At 44.4% G+C, this 14,248-nt stretch carries 26 protein-coding genes; 1 reads left to right on the forward strand and 25 read right to left on the reverse strand.

Annotated features, from left to right (window positions below; translation table 11 throughout):
- Positions 1 to 89: 89 nt before the first annotated feature.
- Positions 90 to 1,412 carry a sodium-dependent transporter gene (locus NCY57_RS03805; protein WP_250789500.1) on the forward strand — a complete coding sequence of 441 codons (1,323 nt, stop codon included), beginning with the start codon at positions 90 to 92 and terminating at the stop codon, positions 1,410 to 1,412.
- A 384-nt stretch (positions 1,413 to 1,796) separates the two neighbouring features.
- Here NCY57_RS03805 and infA read toward each other — a convergent pair whose 3' ends face one another.
- From infA to rpsJ, 25 genes are all read right to left on the reverse strand, one after another.
- Positions 1,797 to 2,015: a translation initiation factor IF-1 gene (gene infA / locus NCY57_RS03810; RefSeq protein ID WP_005428560.1), complete on the reverse strand. Its 219-nt coding sequence runs from the start codon at positions 2,013 to 2,015 to the stop codon at positions 1,797 to 1,799.
- A gap of 34 nt (positions 2,016 to 2,049) precedes the next feature.
- Positions 2,050 to 2,808 carry a type I methionyl aminopeptidase gene (gene map / locus NCY57_RS03815; protein ID WP_015526936.1) on the reverse strand — a complete coding sequence of 253 codons (759 nt, stop codon included), beginning with the start codon at positions 2,806 to 2,808 and terminating at the stop codon, positions 2,050 to 2,052.
- 2 nt (positions 2,809 to 2,810) lie between these two features.
- Positions 2,811 to 3,455 carry an adenylate kinase gene (locus tag NCY57_RS03820; RefSeq protein WP_015526935.1) on the reverse strand — a complete coding sequence of 215 codons (645 nt, stop codon included), beginning with the start codon at positions 3,453 to 3,455 and terminating at the stop codon, positions 2,811 to 2,813.
- Positions 3,456 to 3,553: 98 nt separating this feature from the next.
- The gene (gene secY / locus NCY57_RS03825) at positions 3,554 to 4,867 is read right to left on the reverse strand and encodes a preprotein translocase subunit SecY (protein WP_015526934.1); all 1,314 of its coding nucleotides are present in this window, start codon (positions 4,865 to 4,867) and stop codon (positions 3,554 to 3,556) included.
- Positions 4,867 to 5,307 carry a 50S ribosomal protein L15 gene (gene rplO, locus NCY57_RS03830; RefSeq protein WP_015526933.1) on the reverse strand — a complete coding sequence of 147 codons (441 nt, stop codon included), beginning with the start codon at positions 5,305 to 5,307 and terminating at the stop codon, positions 4,867 to 4,869. Before rplO ends, secY begins: the two co-directional genes overlap by 1 nt.
- Before the next feature lie 12 nt (positions 5,308 to 5,319).
- Positions 5,320 to 5,499, reverse strand: coding sequence for a 50S ribosomal protein L30 (rpmD, locus tag NCY57_RS03835; protein WP_015526932.1), 180 nt, complete (start codon positions 5,497 to 5,499; stop codon positions 5,320 to 5,322).
- 13 nt (positions 5,500 to 5,512) lie between these two features.
- Positions 5,513 to 6,022, reverse strand: coding sequence for a 30S ribosomal protein S5 (gene rpsE / locus NCY57_RS03840; RefSeq protein ID WP_015526931.1), 510 nt, complete (start codon positions 6,020 to 6,022; stop codon positions 5,513 to 5,515).
- A 17-nt stretch (positions 6,023 to 6,039) separates the two neighbouring features.
- Positions 6,040 to 6,408, reverse strand: coding sequence for a 50S ribosomal protein L18 (rplR, locus tag NCY57_RS03845; RefSeq protein ID WP_015526930.1), 369 nt, complete (start codon positions 6,406 to 6,408; stop codon positions 6,040 to 6,042).
- A 17-nt stretch (positions 6,409 to 6,425) separates the two neighbouring features.
- Complete coding sequence (rplF, locus tag NCY57_RS03850; protein WP_015526929.1) at positions 6,426 to 6,965, reverse strand: 50S ribosomal protein L6; 540 nt, start codon at positions 6,963 to 6,965, stop codon at positions 6,426 to 6,428.
- A 96-nt stretch (positions 6,966 to 7,061) separates the two neighbouring features.
- Positions 7,062 to 7,463 (reverse strand): 30S ribosomal protein S8, encoded by a 402-nt coding sequence (gene rpsH / locus NCY57_RS03855; protein WP_015526928.1) that lies wholly within the window; start codon positions 7,461 to 7,463, stop codon positions 7,062 to 7,064.
- A gap of 81 nt (positions 7,464 to 7,544) precedes the next feature.
- Complete coding sequence (locus NCY57_RS03860) at positions 7,545 to 7,730, reverse strand: type Z 30S ribosomal protein S14 (RefSeq protein ID WP_015526927.1); 186 nt, start codon at positions 7,728 to 7,730, stop codon at positions 7,545 to 7,547.
- Positions 7,731 to 7,743: 13 nt separating this feature from the next.
- Positions 7,744 to 8,283, reverse strand: a complete 540-nt coding sequence (gene rplE, locus NCY57_RS03865; protein WP_021650765.1) for a 50S ribosomal protein L5 — start codon at positions 8,281 to 8,283, stop codon at positions 7,744 to 7,746.
- A gap of 22 nt (positions 8,284 to 8,305) precedes the next feature.
- A complete protein-coding gene (gene rplX / locus NCY57_RS03870) occupies positions 8,306 to 8,617 on the reverse strand; it encodes a 50S ribosomal protein L24 (protein ID WP_021650764.1) in 312 nt (103 codons plus the stop codon).
- A gap of 11 nt (positions 8,618 to 8,628) precedes the next feature.
- Entirely contained in the window at positions 8,629 to 8,997 is a 369-nt protein-coding gene (gene rplN, locus NCY57_RS03875) for a 50S ribosomal protein L14 (protein ID WP_019162495.1), read from the reverse strand.
- A 13-nt stretch (positions 8,998 to 9,010) separates the two neighbouring features.
- Positions 9,011 to 9,265, reverse strand: a complete 255-nt coding sequence (gene rpsQ / locus NCY57_RS03880; RefSeq protein ID WP_021650763.1) for a 30S ribosomal protein S17 — start codon at positions 9,263 to 9,265, stop codon at positions 9,011 to 9,013.
- Between the two features lie 17 nt (positions 9,266 to 9,282).
- On the reverse strand, positions 9,283 to 9,492 hold the full coding sequence (gene rpmC / locus NCY57_RS03885; RefSeq protein WP_021650762.1) for a 50S ribosomal protein L29: 210 nt from the start codon (positions 9,490 to 9,492) through the stop codon (positions 9,283 to 9,285).
- On the reverse strand, positions 9,482 to 9,919 hold the full coding sequence (rplP, locus tag NCY57_RS03890) for a 50S ribosomal protein L16 (protein WP_015526924.1): 438 nt from the start codon (positions 9,917 to 9,919) through the stop codon (positions 9,482 to 9,484). Before rplP ends, rpmC begins: the two co-directional genes overlap by 11 nt.
- Complete coding sequence (rpsC, locus tag NCY57_RS03895) at positions 9,919 to 10,575, reverse strand: 30S ribosomal protein S3 (protein WP_015526923.1); 657 nt, start codon at positions 10,573 to 10,575, stop codon at positions 9,919 to 9,921. The genes rplP and rpsC overlap by 1 nt, the downstream gene beginning before the upstream one ends.
- A gap of 11 nt (positions 10,576 to 10,586) precedes the next feature.
- Complete coding sequence (gene rplV, locus NCY57_RS03900; protein WP_015526922.1) at positions 10,587 to 10,976, reverse strand: 50S ribosomal protein L22; 390 nt, start codon at positions 10,974 to 10,976, stop codon at positions 10,587 to 10,589.
- An 86-nt stretch (positions 10,977 to 11,062) separates the two neighbouring features.
- Positions 11,063 to 11,344, reverse strand: a complete 282-nt coding sequence (gene rpsS, locus NCY57_RS03905; protein WP_015526921.1) for a 30S ribosomal protein S19 — start codon at positions 11,342 to 11,344, stop codon at positions 11,063 to 11,065.
- Between the two features lie 15 nt (positions 11,345 to 11,359).
- A complete protein-coding gene (gene rplB / locus NCY57_RS03910; protein WP_015526920.1) occupies positions 11,360 to 12,205 on the reverse strand; it encodes a 50S ribosomal protein L2 in 846 nt (281 codons plus the stop codon).
- Positions 12,206 to 12,267: 62 nt separating this feature from the next.
- Positions 12,268 to 12,567 carry a 50S ribosomal protein L23 gene (gene rplW / locus NCY57_RS03915; protein ID WP_015526919.1) on the reverse strand — a complete coding sequence of 100 codons (300 nt, stop codon included), beginning with the start codon at positions 12,565 to 12,567 and terminating at the stop codon, positions 12,268 to 12,270.
- Positions 12,567 to 13,187 (reverse strand): 50S ribosomal protein L4, encoded by a 621-nt coding sequence (gene rplD, locus NCY57_RS03920; protein WP_015526918.1) that lies wholly within the window; start codon positions 13,185 to 13,187, stop codon positions 12,567 to 12,569. The genes rplW and rplD overlap by 1 nt, the downstream gene beginning before the upstream one ends.
- Positions 13,188 to 13,208: 21 nt before the next feature.
- On the reverse strand, positions 13,209 to 13,841 hold the full coding sequence (gene rplC, locus NCY57_RS03925; RefSeq protein WP_015526917.1) for a 50S ribosomal protein L3: 633 nt from the start codon (positions 13,839 to 13,841) through the stop codon (positions 13,209 to 13,211).
- A 65-nt stretch (positions 13,842 to 13,906) separates the two neighbouring features.
- On the reverse strand, positions 13,907 to 14,224 hold the full coding sequence (gene rpsJ, locus NCY57_RS03930) for a 30S ribosomal protein S10 (protein WP_015526916.1): 318 nt from the start codon (positions 14,222 to 14,224) through the stop codon (positions 13,907 to 13,909).
- Between the last annotated feature and the right edge of the window lie 24 nt (positions 14,225 to 14,248).

Raw genomic sequence — 14,248 nt, forward strand, 5'->3', positions numbered from 1 at the left:
TACCTGGATCTGTATAGATGCTGCAGTTTCCTATTTTCCAAAATTATGTTATACTGAAACGATCAACGGAGAGAGGAAATTTTATTTTTATGAAAAAACGAGAATCTTTTAACAGCCGCTGGGGGTTCATTCTGGCCTGCATCGGGTCTGCGGTTGGAATGGGAAATATCTGGATGTTTCCCACCAGAGTTTCCCTGTATGGCGGGGGATCGTTCCTGATCCCGTATTTTATTTTTGTGGCACTGATCGGCTTTACCGGGGTGATCGGTGAGATGAGCTTTGGCCGCGGGACACGTTCCGGGCCCATTGACGCCTTCGGCATGGCCTGTGAAACCAAATGCAGACGAAGGCTGGGTGAAACACTGGGCTGGATACCGGTGATCGGTGCACTGGCCATGGCTATCGGTTATACCGTTGTTATGGGATGGATCTTCCGATATATGCTCGGAGCCTTTACAGGATCTACTCTGGCACCGGCAGATATTGAGTCCTTTGGCACCAAATTCGGAGGCATGGCCTCTGCCTGGGGAAATAATCTCTGGCAGCTGGCTGCTCTTGTGATCTGCATGTTTATCCTGATGTACGGCGTTGGAAGCGGCATCGAAAAAGCCAATAAAGTGATGATGCCCATCTTCTTTATTCTGTTTGTGATCCTTGGCATCTATGTTGCCTTTCAGCCGGGAGCTGCTGCCGGATACCGCTATATCTTCCGCGTGGAGCCGGAAGTTCTGGCAAAGCCTTCCACCTGGATCTTCGCACTTGGACAGGCATTTTTCTCCCTGTCTGTTGCAGGTAACGGTACACTGATCTACGGATCTTATCTTCCGGACAGCGAAGATATCCCTGCATCTGCTGCAAGGGTAGCACTTTTTGATACTCTGGCTGCTATGCTGGCAGCACTTGTTATCATTCCGGCCATGGCTACCACAGGTGCCAAGCTTGACCAGGGCGGTCCCGGACTTCTGTTCATCTACCTGCCGCACCTGATCAAAACCATGCCTGGCGGACGGATCATTGCCATCATCTTTTTCGTAGCTGTGTTCCTTGCAGGCATGACCTCGCTTATGAACCTTTATGAAGCTCCTATTGCCACAGTTCAGGAAAAAACAGGTCTTGGCAGGATTCCCTCCTGCATGGTGATCGCAGTGATCGGTGTTGTGGTTTCGCTTCTTATCCAGGGCATTGTTTCTGACTGGATGGATGTGCTTTCCATCTATATCTGTCCTCTCGGCGCGGGACTTGCAGGGATCATGTTCTTCTGGATTTTCGGCCGGAGCTATGTGGAAAGCCAGGTCAACAAAGGCCGCGAGAAACCATTCACGAAATATTTTTATCCGGTGTGTAAATATCTTTATATTCCGGTGTGCTTTCTGGTGCTGATCCTTGGTGTTGTGCTGGGCGGGATTGGATGATAAGGTGATAACATAAGTAAAATAAAAAATTATCTGCATAAACAAATCCCCCGAAAAATGATTTTTTAATCATTTCCGAGGGATTTTTATGTTTTATCTTATAATATTCGTAAAGCCAGGATTTTCGATTTGCTGCATATCCCGAATACACTCACTTCACAGTTTGTCAACAAGTTTAAGTTTTACACTGATTTTCAATTATTCTGCATTCTTAGAGTGTATCCGGTTTCTCCACTTCGTAGTCAGACCAGGATGCAGCCGTATCGCTGCCTGAGAAACGTAAAAAAATGTGAGTGATAAATTCCACTTCAGATTCTTTTCTGCAGAAAAGGCAAAAAAAGACCCGGCAGCTTGACGCCACCAGGTCATCTTTTACAATATTTCTTATTTATCTCTCCAGATGATTCTTCCCTTGGAAAGATCATACGGAGAAAGTTCGATCGTTACTTTATCTCCCGGGAGAATACGGATAAAATTCATACGGAGCTTGCCACTGATATGTGCAAGTACCACATGTTTGTTTTCCAGTTCCACTTTAAACATCGCATTAGGCAGTTTCTCCAGAACAGTGCCTTCTACTTCGATCACATCTGCTTTTGACATTTTTTACCTCCTATGTCATGACAACAATTGCTGCTTACAGATTCGTAAGCGTCAGAATCTCTGGTTCCCCATCGGTGATGAGGATCGTGTTTTCATAATGGGCGGAAAGTGAACCATCCATGGTTACCACTGTCCACTCATCGTCCAGCCATGCCACGTCCGCACGACCAAGGTTGATCATGGGCTCGACGGCCAGGGTCATTCCCGGAAGGAGCTTGATGCCCCTGCGCTTCTGCGGGAAGTTTGGAATCTGCGGATCCTCATGAAGATGAGTTCCGATTCCATGTCCTACAAGGTCACGTACAATACCGTAACGGTATTTCGCTGCGTGGGCTCCGATGGCTTTGGAAATATCATTTAAATGATTTCCGGCTTTTGCCATTTTCAGTCCTTCAAAAAAGCACTCTCTTGTAACCTTAATGAGCTGCTGTGCTTCTTTGGATACTTCACCTACCGCATAGGTACGTGCTGCGTCAGAATGGTAGCCCTTATAAATCAGGCCGGCGTCGATCTTAACCAGATCCCCGTCCTGGATAATCTTCTCCTCGGATGGAATTCCATGCACAACCTCATCATTCAGGCTGATGCAGAAAGAAGCCGGAAAACCTCCGTAGTTCAGAAAGTTCGGAATACAGCCCATAGACCGGATCATTTCTTCTCCGATCTTATCAATCTCTTTGGTGCTGACACCCGGTTTGATGTAAGGGATCAAACCGTCATGCACCTTCTCAAGAAGATGGCCTGCTTCTCTCATAAGTTCGATTTCATGCTGTGTCTTAATTGTTACGGACATTCTTATTCTCCTAAGATGTCAACGATCTCCTGGAATACCTCATTCAGATCCCTGGTTCCGTCTACCGTCTTCAAAACACCCTGTGTGGTGTAATAGTCAATCAATGGCTGTGTCTGCTCATGATAAACATTCAGACGCTTCTGGACTGTTTCCGGCTTGTCATCATCACGGAGTACAAGCTTGTCACCACAGGTATCGCAGACCCCCTCTGTCTTCGGTGCTGCAAATACAACGTGATAAGTTGCACCACATTTCACACATGCACGGCGTCCGCCCATACGTTTCACGATGTTATCATCCGGCACATCCACATCGATCGCATAGTCAATTTTGCTTCCAAGTTTGTTCAGAGCCTCTGTCAGACATTCTGCCTGCGGAATTGTTCTCGGGAAACCATCCAGAACATACCCTTCCCTTGCGTCATCCTGCTGGATTCTGTCAACAACAAGGTCGCAGGTCAGTTCATCCGGAACAAGAAGTCCCTGATCCATGTAAGTTTTTGCTTTGTTTCCAAGCTCGGTACCGTTTTTGATGTTAGCACGGAAAATATCTCCTGTGGAGATGTGCGGAATCCCATATTTCGCCGCAATTTTCTTAGCCTGAGTACCTTTACCTGCCCCCGGTGCACCCAACATAATAATTCTCATAGCATACCCTCCATTTTCCTGTTTTCTGCCTGATTTTCAGACAGTCCTGTTTACAAATCAAGGCTGCGACACTTTCGCACCGCAACCTTCATTTTCAATTAGTTCAGGAAGCCTTTGTAATTACGTACAAGCAGCTGAGATTCCACCTGCTTAACGGTCTCCAGGATAACACCTACGATGATGATGATAGATGTACCGCCGAAGGAAACATCCGCACCGAACACACCGTTGAAGAAGAACGGTATAACGGCCACGATAACAAGACCTACTGCACCTATAAATATAATATAATTCAGGATTTTAGTCAAATAATCTGAAGTCGGTTTTCCCGGACGGATGCCTGGGATAAAACCGCCCTGCTTTTTGATATTATCGGCTACTTCCAACGGATTAAAGGTAATTGATGTATAGAAGTATGCGAAGAATACGCAAAGTACCACATACACGATCAGACCCCAGCTGTACTGGATCTGACTTGGATTACACCAGTTATTGGAGGAAAGTCCTCTTAAGATCTCACTTCCGATGCCCGTTCCGTTTCCTTTGCCAGCGAACTGAGCAATGATCGACGGGAAAGACATGATAGAGGAAGCAAAAATAACCGGGATAACGCCGGCAGTATTTACCTTGAGCGGGATGTTTGTGGACTGACCGCCCATCATTTTACGTCCAACCATCTTTCTGGAATACTGAACCGGAATTCTTCTCTCTGCTCCGTTGAGGATAAGTACGAGCACTACAACAAACAGAATAATCACAGCAATGATGCAGGCTGCAAGCATTCCTTTTGCAATTGTTTTGCCCTTGACGAAGTTCTCATAAAGAAGGGACATATCACTCGGGATCCTGGACACGATATTGATAGTCAGGACGATGGAAATACCATTTCCAATGCCCTTCTCTGTAATACGCTCGCCCAGCCACATAAGCATTGCGGAACCCGCTGTTAAACTTGCAACAACTACGATTCCTTTAAGGAAGCTCATGTTCGGGATCATACCCTGACGTCCAAATCCGATTGCCATGGCAACAGACTCAAACAGAGCAAGACCAACCGTTACATAACGTGTGATTGCTGTAAGCTTTTTTCTTCCTTCTTCTCCGTCACGCTGCATCTCTTCCAGTGCCGGAATGGCAATGGTAAGAAGCTGAATGATAATGGAAGAAGTAATGTAAGGTGTGATGTTCAATGCGAAAATTGACATCTGAGTAAAGGAACCGCCGGTGAACGCATCAAAGAAATTGAATGCGTCACCGGTATTAGATTCAAACCACTGCTTAAAGAAGTCACTGTCGACTCCCGGTACAGGAAGCTGGGATCCGATTCTGATCACGAATATCATCCAGATCAGATAGAGAAGCTTTCTTCTCATTTCCTTTACTTTGAAAACACTCTTAAGAGTCTCAAACATTAGATCACCTCTACTGTACCACCAGCAGCTTCAATTTTTGTTTTTGCAGTCTCGCTGACAGCGTTTACTTTAACATTAAGTTTTTTTGTAAGCTCGCCGTTTCCAAGGATCTTAACACCATCACCGATCTTGGAGATTGCACCGCTTGCAAGTAAGCTGTCAACTGTAACCTCTGCGCCATCCTCAAAACGATTGAGAACGTCTACATTGATTGCGATAATTTCTTTAGAGTTTCTGTTAGTGAAACCTCTCTTAGGAAGACGTCTGTATAAAGGCATCTGACCTCCCTCGAATCCCGGTTTCTTATGTCCGGAACGAGCAAGCTGTCCTTTATGTCCTTTACCAGCAGTTTTGCCGTTTCCTGAACCATGTCCACGGCCTCTTCTGAAGTTATCGCTATGCTTGGAACCCTCTGCGGGTCTTAAGTTTGATAATTCCATTCTGGCACCTCCTTAATCTTCTACTTTTACCAGGTGCTGCACCTGCTGAATCATTCCTCTGGTTGCAGCGTTGTCTGGCATCTCAACTGTTTTATGCATCTTTGTAAGACCCATAGCTTTTACAGTTTTTTTGTGTTTCGGTACTGCACCGATTGGAGATTTTACCAGTGTAACCTTGATTGTATCTGCCATTTCCATATCCTCCTTAACCCAGAATCTCATCTACAGATTTTCCGCGGAGCTTTGCAACCTCTTCCGGAGTCTTTAACTGGCTCAGGCCTGCGATTGTTGCCAGAACTACGTTCTGTTTATTTCTGGAACCCATACATTTTGTACGGATGTTTTTGATACCTGCAAGCTCGATTACGGCACGTGCCGGGCCACCGGCGATAACTCCAGTACCTTCCGGAGCTCTCTTCAGAAGCATCTCAGCGCTTCCGAATTTTCCGATGAAGTCATGTGTAATGGAATTGTTCTCGTCTCTTGCAACAGTAACAAGCTTCTTCATAGCGTCCTCTTTACCTTTGCGGATCGCCTCCGGAATTTCTGCTGCTTTTCCTAAACCTGCACCAACGTGTCCATTGCCGTCACCTACAACAACTAAAGCTGTGAAACGGAAGTTACGACCACCTTTAACAACCTTGGTAACACGCTTGATTGATACTACTTTATCTTCTAACTCTAACTGACTAGCATCAATAAGATTACGTTTCATGTGTTCTTTTCCTCCTCTTAGAATTTCAGTCCAGCTTCTCTTGCTGCATCTGCCAGTGCTTTAACTTTTCCGTGGTAGATATATCCACCTCTGTCGAAAACAACGCTCTCGATACCAGCCTCAACAGCTTTTTTACCGATCACTGTTCCAACTTTTGCTGCAGCCTGTACATCATCAGTGTTCTCAAGCTCTGCTTTTACGTCCTTCTGGAGAGTAGAAGCGGATACTAAAGTTTTACCAACTGTGTCATCAATAATCTGTGCATAGATGTGCTTGTTGGAACGAAATACTGCCAGACGAGGAGTAGTTGCAGTTCCGTTTAAATGATGACGTAATCTTCTATGCTTCTTTTCGCGAATTTCGCTTCTGGATGCTTTGTTAATCATATTCTCACTCTCCTTAATTATTTCTTACCGGTCTTACCGACTTTACGTCTGATAACTTCGTCAACGTACTTGATTCCCTTGCCCTTGTATGGCTCAGGTCTTCTCTTGTCTCTGATCTCAGCTGCGTACTGGCCAACTTTTTCTTTGCTGATACCAGATACGATGATCTTGTTTCCGTCAACTGTGGACTCAAGACCTTCTGGATCTTCCATCTCTACCGGGTGAGAATATCCGAGGTTAAGTACAAGTTTCTTGCCCTGCTTAGCAGCTCTGTAACCAACACCGTTAACCTCAAGCTCTTTTTTGTATCCTTCGCTTACACCAACAACCATGTTGTGGATAAGGCTTCTTGTTAAGCCGTGAAGGGCTTTGATTCTCTTTAAGTCGTTCGGTCTTGTTACAACTACATGACCGTCTTCAACTTTAATCTCTAACTCTGTCGGGAGTGCTCTCTCAAGTGTTCCCTTAGGTCCTTTTACTGTTACAACGTTTCCATCTGCGACTGTAACCTCAACGCCAGCTGGAATTGCAACCGGAAGTCTTCCGATTCGTGACATAAATTTGTCCTCCTTACTTAGATTGTCGGAGAGGGCCCATGCCCTCTCTGTTTTCAGTTTAAAAGCTATATGACTGCTTCGTTAAGCGGCTTTGGCCTACCAAACGAATGCAAGTACCTCGCCACCAACCTGAAGCTTACGAGCCTCTTTGTCAGTGATAACGCCTTTGTTTGTGGAAAGGATTGCGATACCAAGTCCACCAAGAACCTTCGGAAGCTCATCCTTGCCTGCGTATACACGAAGACCTGGTTTGGAGATTCTCTTAAGTCCTGTGATGATCTTCTGGTTTTTGTCCTCACCATATTTCAGTGTGATGTGAAGAGTTTTAACAACTCCATCCTCAACCAGATCATATTTTGCGATGTATCCCTCATCTACAAGGATGTTTGCGATAGCAATTTTCATCTTGGATGCCGGTACGTCTACAGTGTCATGTTTTGCAGTATTTGCGTTACGGATTCTTGTAAGCATATCTGCGATCGGATCGCTCATTGTCATGTAAGTTTCCTCCTCTTTCTTCAGACTTTACATGTCGTGTGAATATTATTTAAATGATTAAAAAGTTGCTTTCGCCTCGGCCTACCAGGAAGCTTTCTTAACACCCGGGATCTGACCTTTGTATGCCAGCTCACGGAAGCAGATTCTGCAAATTCCGTATTTTCTCAGGTATGCATGTGGACGGCCACAGATTCTGCAGCGAGTATACTCTCTTGTGGAGAATTTAGCTTTACGCTGCTGTTTAATTTTCATTGCTGTCTTAGCCATGAATCTTTTCCTCCTATTTAGCAAATGGCATGTTGAATAATGTCAGTAATTCGCGTGCCTCTTCATCTGTTTTAGCAGTTGTAACGAAGATAACGTCCATTCCTCTTACTTTATCAACCTTATCGTACTCAACCTCTGGGAAGATCAGCTGCTCTTTGATACCAAGAGCATAGTTTCCTCTGCCGTCGAATGCGTTCGGGTTAACACCACGGAAGTCACGTACACGTGGAAGAGCAAGGTTGATAAGACGATCAGCGAACTCATACATCTTCTCGCCTCTCAGAGTAACTTTACATCCGATCGGCATACCCTCTCTGATTTTGAAGTTAGCGACAGATTTTTTAGCTTTTGTAGCGATTGCTTTCTGTCCTGTAACAAGTTCCATATCTGCGATTGCAGCGTCAAGAAGTTTAGCGTTCTCTTTTGCCTCGCCAACACCCATGTTAACAACGATTTTCTCGAGTTTTGGCACTTCCATTACGTTTTTGTATCCGAATTTCTTGGTCATGGCATCCATGATCTCGTTCTTGTAAAGATCTTTTAATCTACTCACCTTTATATGCCTCCTCTCTTAATTAATCGATTGTCTTTCCTGTTGCTTTGGCAACACGAACTTTTTTGTCTCCATCCATCTTGAATCCAACTCTTGTAGCTTTTCCGTCTACAACGAGCATTACGTTGGAGATATGAAGCGGAGCTTCTTTTGTCACGATTCCACCGTTCTGATTAGCTGCGGACGGTTTAGCGTGCTTTGTAACCATGTTTACGTTCTCAACAACTACTGTGTTGTCTTTTACGTTAACTGCAAGGACCTTTCCGTCCTTACCTTTATCTTTTCCAGCGATTACCTTTACAGTATCACCTTTTTTAATTTTCATAGCTGACATTCGGCACCCTCCTATAATACTTCCGGAGCTAAGGAAACGATCTTCATGAATTTCTTCTCACGAAGCTCTCTGGCAACTGGTCCAAAGATACGTGTTCCTCTCGGAGTTAAGTCATCCTTGATAATTACGGCAGCATTTTCATCGAAACGGATGTAAGATCCGTCTTTACGACGAGCGCCTTTTTTAGTTCTAACAACTACAGCTTTAACAACGTCACCTTTTTTAACAACGCCGCCTGGTGTTGCATCTTTAACCGTAGCAACGATTGTGTCACCGATGTTTGCATATCTTCTTGTAGAGCCGCCCATAACACGAATACAAAGGATTTCTTTTGCACCAGTGTTGTCGGCAACTTTCAGTCTAGTTTCCTGCTGAATCATACTGGTTTCCTCCTTATTTAGCTTTCTCTACGATCTCAACCAGTCTCCATCTCTTGTCCTTGGACAGCGGTCTGGTCTCCATTACCTTAACGGTATCTCCGATGTTGCACTCATTGTTCTCGTCATGAGCTTTTAATTTATATGTTCTCTTCACGATTTTTTTGTAAAGAGGATGTTTTACATGGTCTTCAATTGCAACTACGATGGTCTTATCCATTTTGTCGCTGATAACCTTACCCACGCGGGTTTTTCTCAGATTTCTTTCCACGATTATGTCCTCCTGTCCTATTTGGAAGCGTTTGCCTGCTCAGTGATTACTGTCTGGATTCTGGCAATATTTTTACGAACCTCTTTGATTCGTCCTGTATTGTCTAACTGGTTTGTTGCATTCTGAAATCTCAGATTGAAAAGCTCTTTTTTAGCAGCTACTAATTCTTCATTCAGTTCTGCAACTGACTTTGCTTTTAAATCTTCCACGAACTTATTAATTTTCACTGTTATCACCGCCTTCTAAGTCTGCACGAGAAACGATTTTACATTTACATGGTAACTTGTGCATTGCAAGACGTAATGCTTCACGGGCAACCTCTTCGGACACGCCTGCAATCTCAAACATAACACGACCTGGTTTTACTACTGCTACCCAGTACTCCAGAGCGCCTTTTCCGGAACCCATTCGAGTCTCAGCTGGTTTAGCTGTTACCGGTTTATCCGGGAAAATCTTAATCCAAACTTTACCGCCACGTTTGATGTAACGGGTCATAGCAACACGGGCTGCCTCGATCTGATTAGATCTGATCCAACATGGCTCAGTAGCAACAAGACCGAAATCACCATAGTTGATAACATTGCCTCTAAGGGCTTTTCCTCTCATGGAGCCACGGAATTGTTTACGACGTTTTACTCTTTTTGGCATTAACATTATTTATCGCTCCCTTCCTTAGTTCCTTTTGTCGGAAGAATCTCACCATTGTAGATCCATGCCTTAACACCAACTTTACCATATGTGGTGTCTGCTTCCGCAAAGCCATAGTCGATATCTGCACGAAGTGTCTGAAGCGGGATTGTTCCCTCGCTGTAGAACTCTGTACGAGCCATATCAGCTCCGCCGAGACGTCCGGATACGGAAGTCTTGATTCCCTTAGCGCCAGCCTTCATTGTTCTCTGCATTGTGGACTTCATAGCACGTCTGAAGGAAATACGATTCTCAAGCTGAAGAGCAATGTTCTCAGCAACCAGCTGTGCATCTTTGTCCGGTCTCTTAACTTCTTTGATGTCAACGATAAGCTTCTTGTCTGTGTATTTCTGAAGCTCAGCTTTAACTTTCTCGATCTCTGCGCCGCCCTTACCGATTACGATACCAGGTTTTGCTGTGTAGATGATGATCTTAACTCTGTCAGATGCTCTCTCGATCTCGATTTTGGAAACACCTGCGCTGTATAATTTCTTTTTAAGGAATGTTCTGATGTTGTAGTCTTCTACCAGGTAGTCAGCAAACTTGTCTTCTGCATACCATCTGGAATCCCAATCCTTGATAACTCCGACTCTAAGGCCATGCGGATTAACTTTCTGTCCCATGCTTTTCCTCCTTACCTTTCATCAAGCACAACAGTGATATGGCTAGTTCTCTTCTCGATTCTGTAAGCTCTACCCTGTGCTCTCGGCTGAATTCTCTTCATTGTAGGTCCCTTATCTGCATAGCATGCTGCAACATAAAGGTTGTCTGCGTTCATTCCGTTGTTGTTCTCAGCGTTTGCTACTGCTGACTCAAGCAGTTTTTTGATCACGCTGGAAGCGTATCTCGGATTGTATGTCAGGATACCAAGTGCTGTCTGTACATCTTTGCCACGGATCGCATCTAATACGTAGCAGGCTTTCTGAACAGAAATTCTTGCATAAGATAACTTTGCAGACGGCCTTGTCTCTCTATTATTCTCATTTCTGGCTCTCTTTATCTGGCTTCTATGTCCTTTTGCCATCTTAAAGTGCCTCCTTTCTTAAATTCGATATCTAAGTTATCTGCCAGCTGTCTTAAATTGACAGCGGGCAGTTATAAATCTGATGACTAGCGTACTCCGGACTTCTTCTCGTCTTTTCCGTGTCCTCTGTAAGTTCTTGTTGCAACGAACTCACCAAGTTTGTGTCCTACCATATCCTCTGTGATATATACCGGCACATGTTTTCTTCCGTCATGAACAGCGATTGTGTGTCCTACGAAAGACGGGAAGATTGTGGAACGGCGAGACCAAGTTTTGATTACGGATTTATCATTTGCAGCGTTAAGAGCGTCTACTTTTTTAAGTAAGCTCTGGTCTGCAAAAGGTCCTTTTTTCAGTGAACGAGACATGCTTTCTCCTCCTTATTATTTCGATAATGCTTTTCCATCGCGTCTTCTTACGATGTACTTGTTGGACTGTTTGTTTTTCTTTCTGGTCTTCAGGCCGAGAGCAGGTTTGCCCCACGGTGTGCAAGGACCTGGGCGTCCGATACCGGTCTTACCTTCACCACCACCATGTGGATGGTCATTCGGGTTCATTACGGAACCACGAACTGTAGGTCTGATACCCATGTTACGTTTACGTCCGGCTTTACCGATGTTAATAAGGTTGTGATCTCCGTTTCCGATTACACCAACAGTTGCGCGGCATACGATCGGAACCATTCTCATCTCACCGGAAGGAAGACGAAGTGTTGCGTACTTTCCTTCTTTAGCCATGAGCTGTGCGCCGTTTCCTGCAGAACGAACCATCTGTCCGCCTTTTCCAGGATGAAGCTCAATGTTGTGAACCATAGTACCAACCGGGATAAGCTCCAGTGGGAGGCAGTTTCCAACACGAACCTCAGCTTCCGGACCATTGTAAACCTTCTGGCCTACTTTAAGTCCCTCTGGAGCGAGGATGTAAGCTTTCTCGCCATCTGCGTAGCAGATCAGAGCGATGTTAGCTGTTCTGTTCGGATCGTACTCGATTGTTTTAACTGTTGCAGGGATTCCATCTTTTCTTCTCTTGAAGTCGATGATTCTGTATTTTCTTCTGCTTCCGCCACCCTGATGTCTTACAGTGATCTTACCCTGATTGTTACGTCCAGCGTTCTTCTTAAGGGAAGTAACGAGGGATTTCTCTGGTTTTGCAGCTGTAATCTCAGAGAAGTCGGAACCAGTCATATGTCTTCTTGACGGTGTATATGGGTTATAGCTTTTGATTCCCATGATGTTTCTCCTTTCGAATTTGTTCTCGTGCTTTCGTGCACATATTCGGACTTATCTGTTAATTAAAGTCCCTCAAAAATCTCGATATCTTTGCTCTCTTCTGTAAGAGCTACGATAGCTTTTTTAGTCTTAGCAGTTTTTCCAACTACCATTCCACGGCGTTTTTTCTTTCCATCACTGTTGATGGTGTTTACGCTCTTAACTTTTGTTCCCTCGAACATCTTCTCAACAGCCTCTTTGATCTGAGTCTTGTTAGCTTCCGGATGTACAAGGAATGTATATTTCTTCTCACCCATGTCTGCCATGGATTTCTCTGTGATAACCGGACGGATGATTACGTCATAGTACTGAATACTTGCCATTATGCGTATACCTCCTCGATAGATGCAACGGCATCCTTTGTAACAACTACGGTGTTGTGTTTCATAACATCGTATGTGTTGATTGTAGCCGGTGTTGCAGTTTCCACGTCAGCGATGTTTCTTGCGGAAAGAACTACGTTCTGATCGTTGTCAGCTGTGATTACAAGAGCTTTCTCTGCTTTCAGGTTTGTAAGAACCTTCTGCATCTCTTTTGTCTTAACCTCAGCAAGTGCAAGGCTGTCAACAACAACAAGTTTATTATCCTGAACCTTGGATGTCAGAGCGGATTTAAGAGCTGCTCTTCTTTCCTTCTTGTTCATTTTTACTTCATAATCTCTCGGAACCGGAGCGAATACAACACCGCCGCCTGTCCACTGTGGTGCACGGATGGAACCCTGTCTTGCATGACCTGTTCCTTTCTGTCTCCACGGTTTTCTTCCGCCGCCTCTTACCTCAGAACGAGTTTTCGCTTTCTGAGTTCCCTGACGGTTATTTGCAAGCTGACGAACAACTGCAAGATGAACGAGATGCTCGTTGATCTCAACGCCGAATACTGCGTCATTCAGCTCCATTGTGCCAACTTCATTGCCTTCCATATTATAAACAGTTACATTAGCCATTCTGATGCTCCTCCTTTCCTATTATAAGGACTTTACTGTCTCTTTGATTGTAACCAAAGATTTCTTAGGTCCTGGAACAGCACCCTTAACTAACAGTAAGTTATTTTCTGTATCTACACGTACGATCTCAAGATTCTGAACAGTTACCTGAACATGTCCCATGTGACCTGGCATATGTTTTCCTTTGAAAACCTTGCTTGGATCGGAGCAAGCGCCGTTGGAACCTGCATGACGATGATATTTAGAACCGTGAGCCATAGGTCCTCTGGACTGGCCATGTCTCTTGATGGCGCCCTGGAAGCCTTTACCTTTGGAAACTGCAGTAGCATCGATATGATCTCCTGCTGCAAAGATATCAGCCTTGATTTCCTGTCCAACCTCATACTCGCCGGCATTGTCAAATCTGAACTCTTTTACAAATCTCTTTACAGCTACACCAGCTTTGTCAAAGTGGCCTTTCTCCGGTTTGTTGACCAGTTTCTCTCTGATCTCGCCGAAGCCAACCTGAACTGATGTGTATCCATCGTTCTCCTCAGTTTTAACCTGAGTTACAACGCAAGGACCTGCCTGTAAAACAGTTACCGGAATTAACATTCCATCTTCATTGAAGATCTGAGTCATTCCGACTTTAGTAGCTAAAATAGCTTTCTTCATTTCTTTCTTCCTCCTTATAGCGGATTACCATTCGGTAATCATATAGTTAATGTCAAATGACATTATTAGCGGTTTTTCATCTTGATATCGATGTGAACACCAGCTGGCATTTCCAGTCTGGAAAGTGCATCTACTGTTTTCTGAGTTGGTGTCAGGATATCGATAAGTCTCTTATGTGTTCTCTGCTCAAACTGCTCTCTGGAATCTTTGTATTTATGAACAGCTCTTAAGATTGTAACAACCTCTTTCTTAGTAGGAAGCGGAACCGGTCCACTTACCATTGCTCCGTTCTTCTTTACTGTCTCGATGATCTTTGCTGCAGATGCATCAACGAGCTGATGATCATATGCCTTTAATGTGATTCTCATTACCTGATTTGCCATAAAAAAAGTCTCCTCCTATTCGTA

Origin of the sequence: Blautia sp. MB18-30 (assembly GCF_023669475.1) — a bacterium.
In the GTDB taxonomy this organism is placed as follows: Bacteria; Bacillota; Clostridia; order Lachnospirales; family Lachnospiraceae; genus Blautia_A; species Blautia_A fusiformis.

Coding starts and splice junctions, on each gene's coding strand:
- infA (WP_005428560.1), bottom strand. CDS start 2,015: ATGTCAAAAGCAGATGTGATCGAAGTAGAAGGCACTGTTCTGGAGAAA.
- rplD (WP_015526918.1), bottom strand. CDS start 13,187: ATGGCTAATGTAACTGTTTATAATATGGAAGGCAATGAAGTTGGCACA.
- secY (WP_015526934.1), bottom strand. CDS start 4,867: ATGTTTGAGACTCTTAAGAGTGTTTTCAAAGTAAAGGAAATGAGAAGA.
- rpsJ (WP_015526916.1), bottom strand. CDS start 14,224: ATGGCAAATCAGGTAATGAGAATCACATTAAAGGCATATGATCATCAG.
- rplP (WP_015526924.1), bottom strand. CDS start 9,919: ATGTTAATGCCAAAAAGAGTAAAACGTCGTAAACAATTCCGTGGCTCC.
- rplW (WP_015526919.1), bottom strand. CDS start 12,567: ATGGCAAGTATTCAGTACTATGACGTAATCATCCGTCCGGTTATCACA.
- map (WP_015526936.1), bottom strand. CDS start 2,808: ATGTCCGTAACAATTAAGACACAGCATGAAATCGAACTTATGAGAGAA.
- NCY57_RS03820 (WP_015526935.1), bottom strand. CDS start 3,455: ATGAGAATTATTATGTTGGGTGCACCGGGGGCAGGTAAAGGTACTCAG.
- rpsH (WP_015526928.1), bottom strand. CDS start 7,463: ATGACAATGAGCGATCCGATCGCAGATATGCTTACAAGAATCCGTAAC.
- rpsC (WP_015526923.1), bottom strand. CDS start 10,575: ATGGGACAGAAAGTTAATCCGCATGGCCTTAGAGTCGGAGTTATCAAG.
- NCY57_RS03860 (WP_015526927.1), bottom strand. CDS start 7,730: ATGGCTAAGACAGCAATGAAAATTAAACAGCAGCGTAAAGCTAAATTC.
- NCY57_RS03805 (WP_250789500.1), top strand. CDS start 90: ATGAAAAAACGAGAATCTTTTAACAGCCGCTGGGGGTTCATTCTGGCC.
- rplC (WP_015526917.1), bottom strand. CDS start 13,841: ATGAAGAAAGCTATTTTAGCTACTAAAGTCGGAATGACTCAGATCTTC.
- rplN (WP_019162495.1), bottom strand. CDS start 8,997: ATGATTCAGCAGGAAACTAGACTGAAAGTTGCCGACAACACTGGTGCA.
- rplV (WP_015526922.1), bottom strand. CDS start 10,976: ATGGCAAAAGGACATAGAAGCCAGATAAAGAGAGCCAGAAATGAGAAT.
- rplF (WP_015526929.1), bottom strand. CDS start 6,965: ATGTCACGAATCGGAAGACTTCCGGTTGCAATTCCAGCTGGCGTTGAG.
- rplX (WP_021650764.1), bottom strand. CDS start 8,617: ATGTCAGCTATGAAAATTAAAAAAGGTGATACTGTAAAGGTAATCGCT.
- rpmD (WP_015526932.1), bottom strand. CDS start 5,499: ATGGCAGATACAATCAAGGTTACACTGGTAAAATCTCCAATCGGTGCA.
- rpsE (WP_015526931.1), bottom strand. CDS start 6,022: ATGAAACGTAATCTTATTGATGCTAGTCAGTTAGAGTTAGAAGATAAA.
- rplB (WP_015526920.1), bottom strand. CDS start 12,205: ATGGGAATCAAAAGCTATAACCCATATACACCGTCAAGAAGACATATG.
- rpsS (WP_015526921.1), bottom strand. CDS start 11,344: ATGTCTCGTTCACTGAAAAAAGGACCTTTTGCAGACCAGAGCTTACTT.
- rplR (WP_015526930.1), bottom strand. CDS start 6,408: ATGATTAACAAAGCATCCAGAAGCGAAATTCGCGAAAAGAAGCATAGA.
- rplO (WP_015526933.1), bottom strand. CDS start 5,307: ATGGAATTATCAAACTTAAGACCCGCAGAGGGTTCCAAGCATAGCGAT.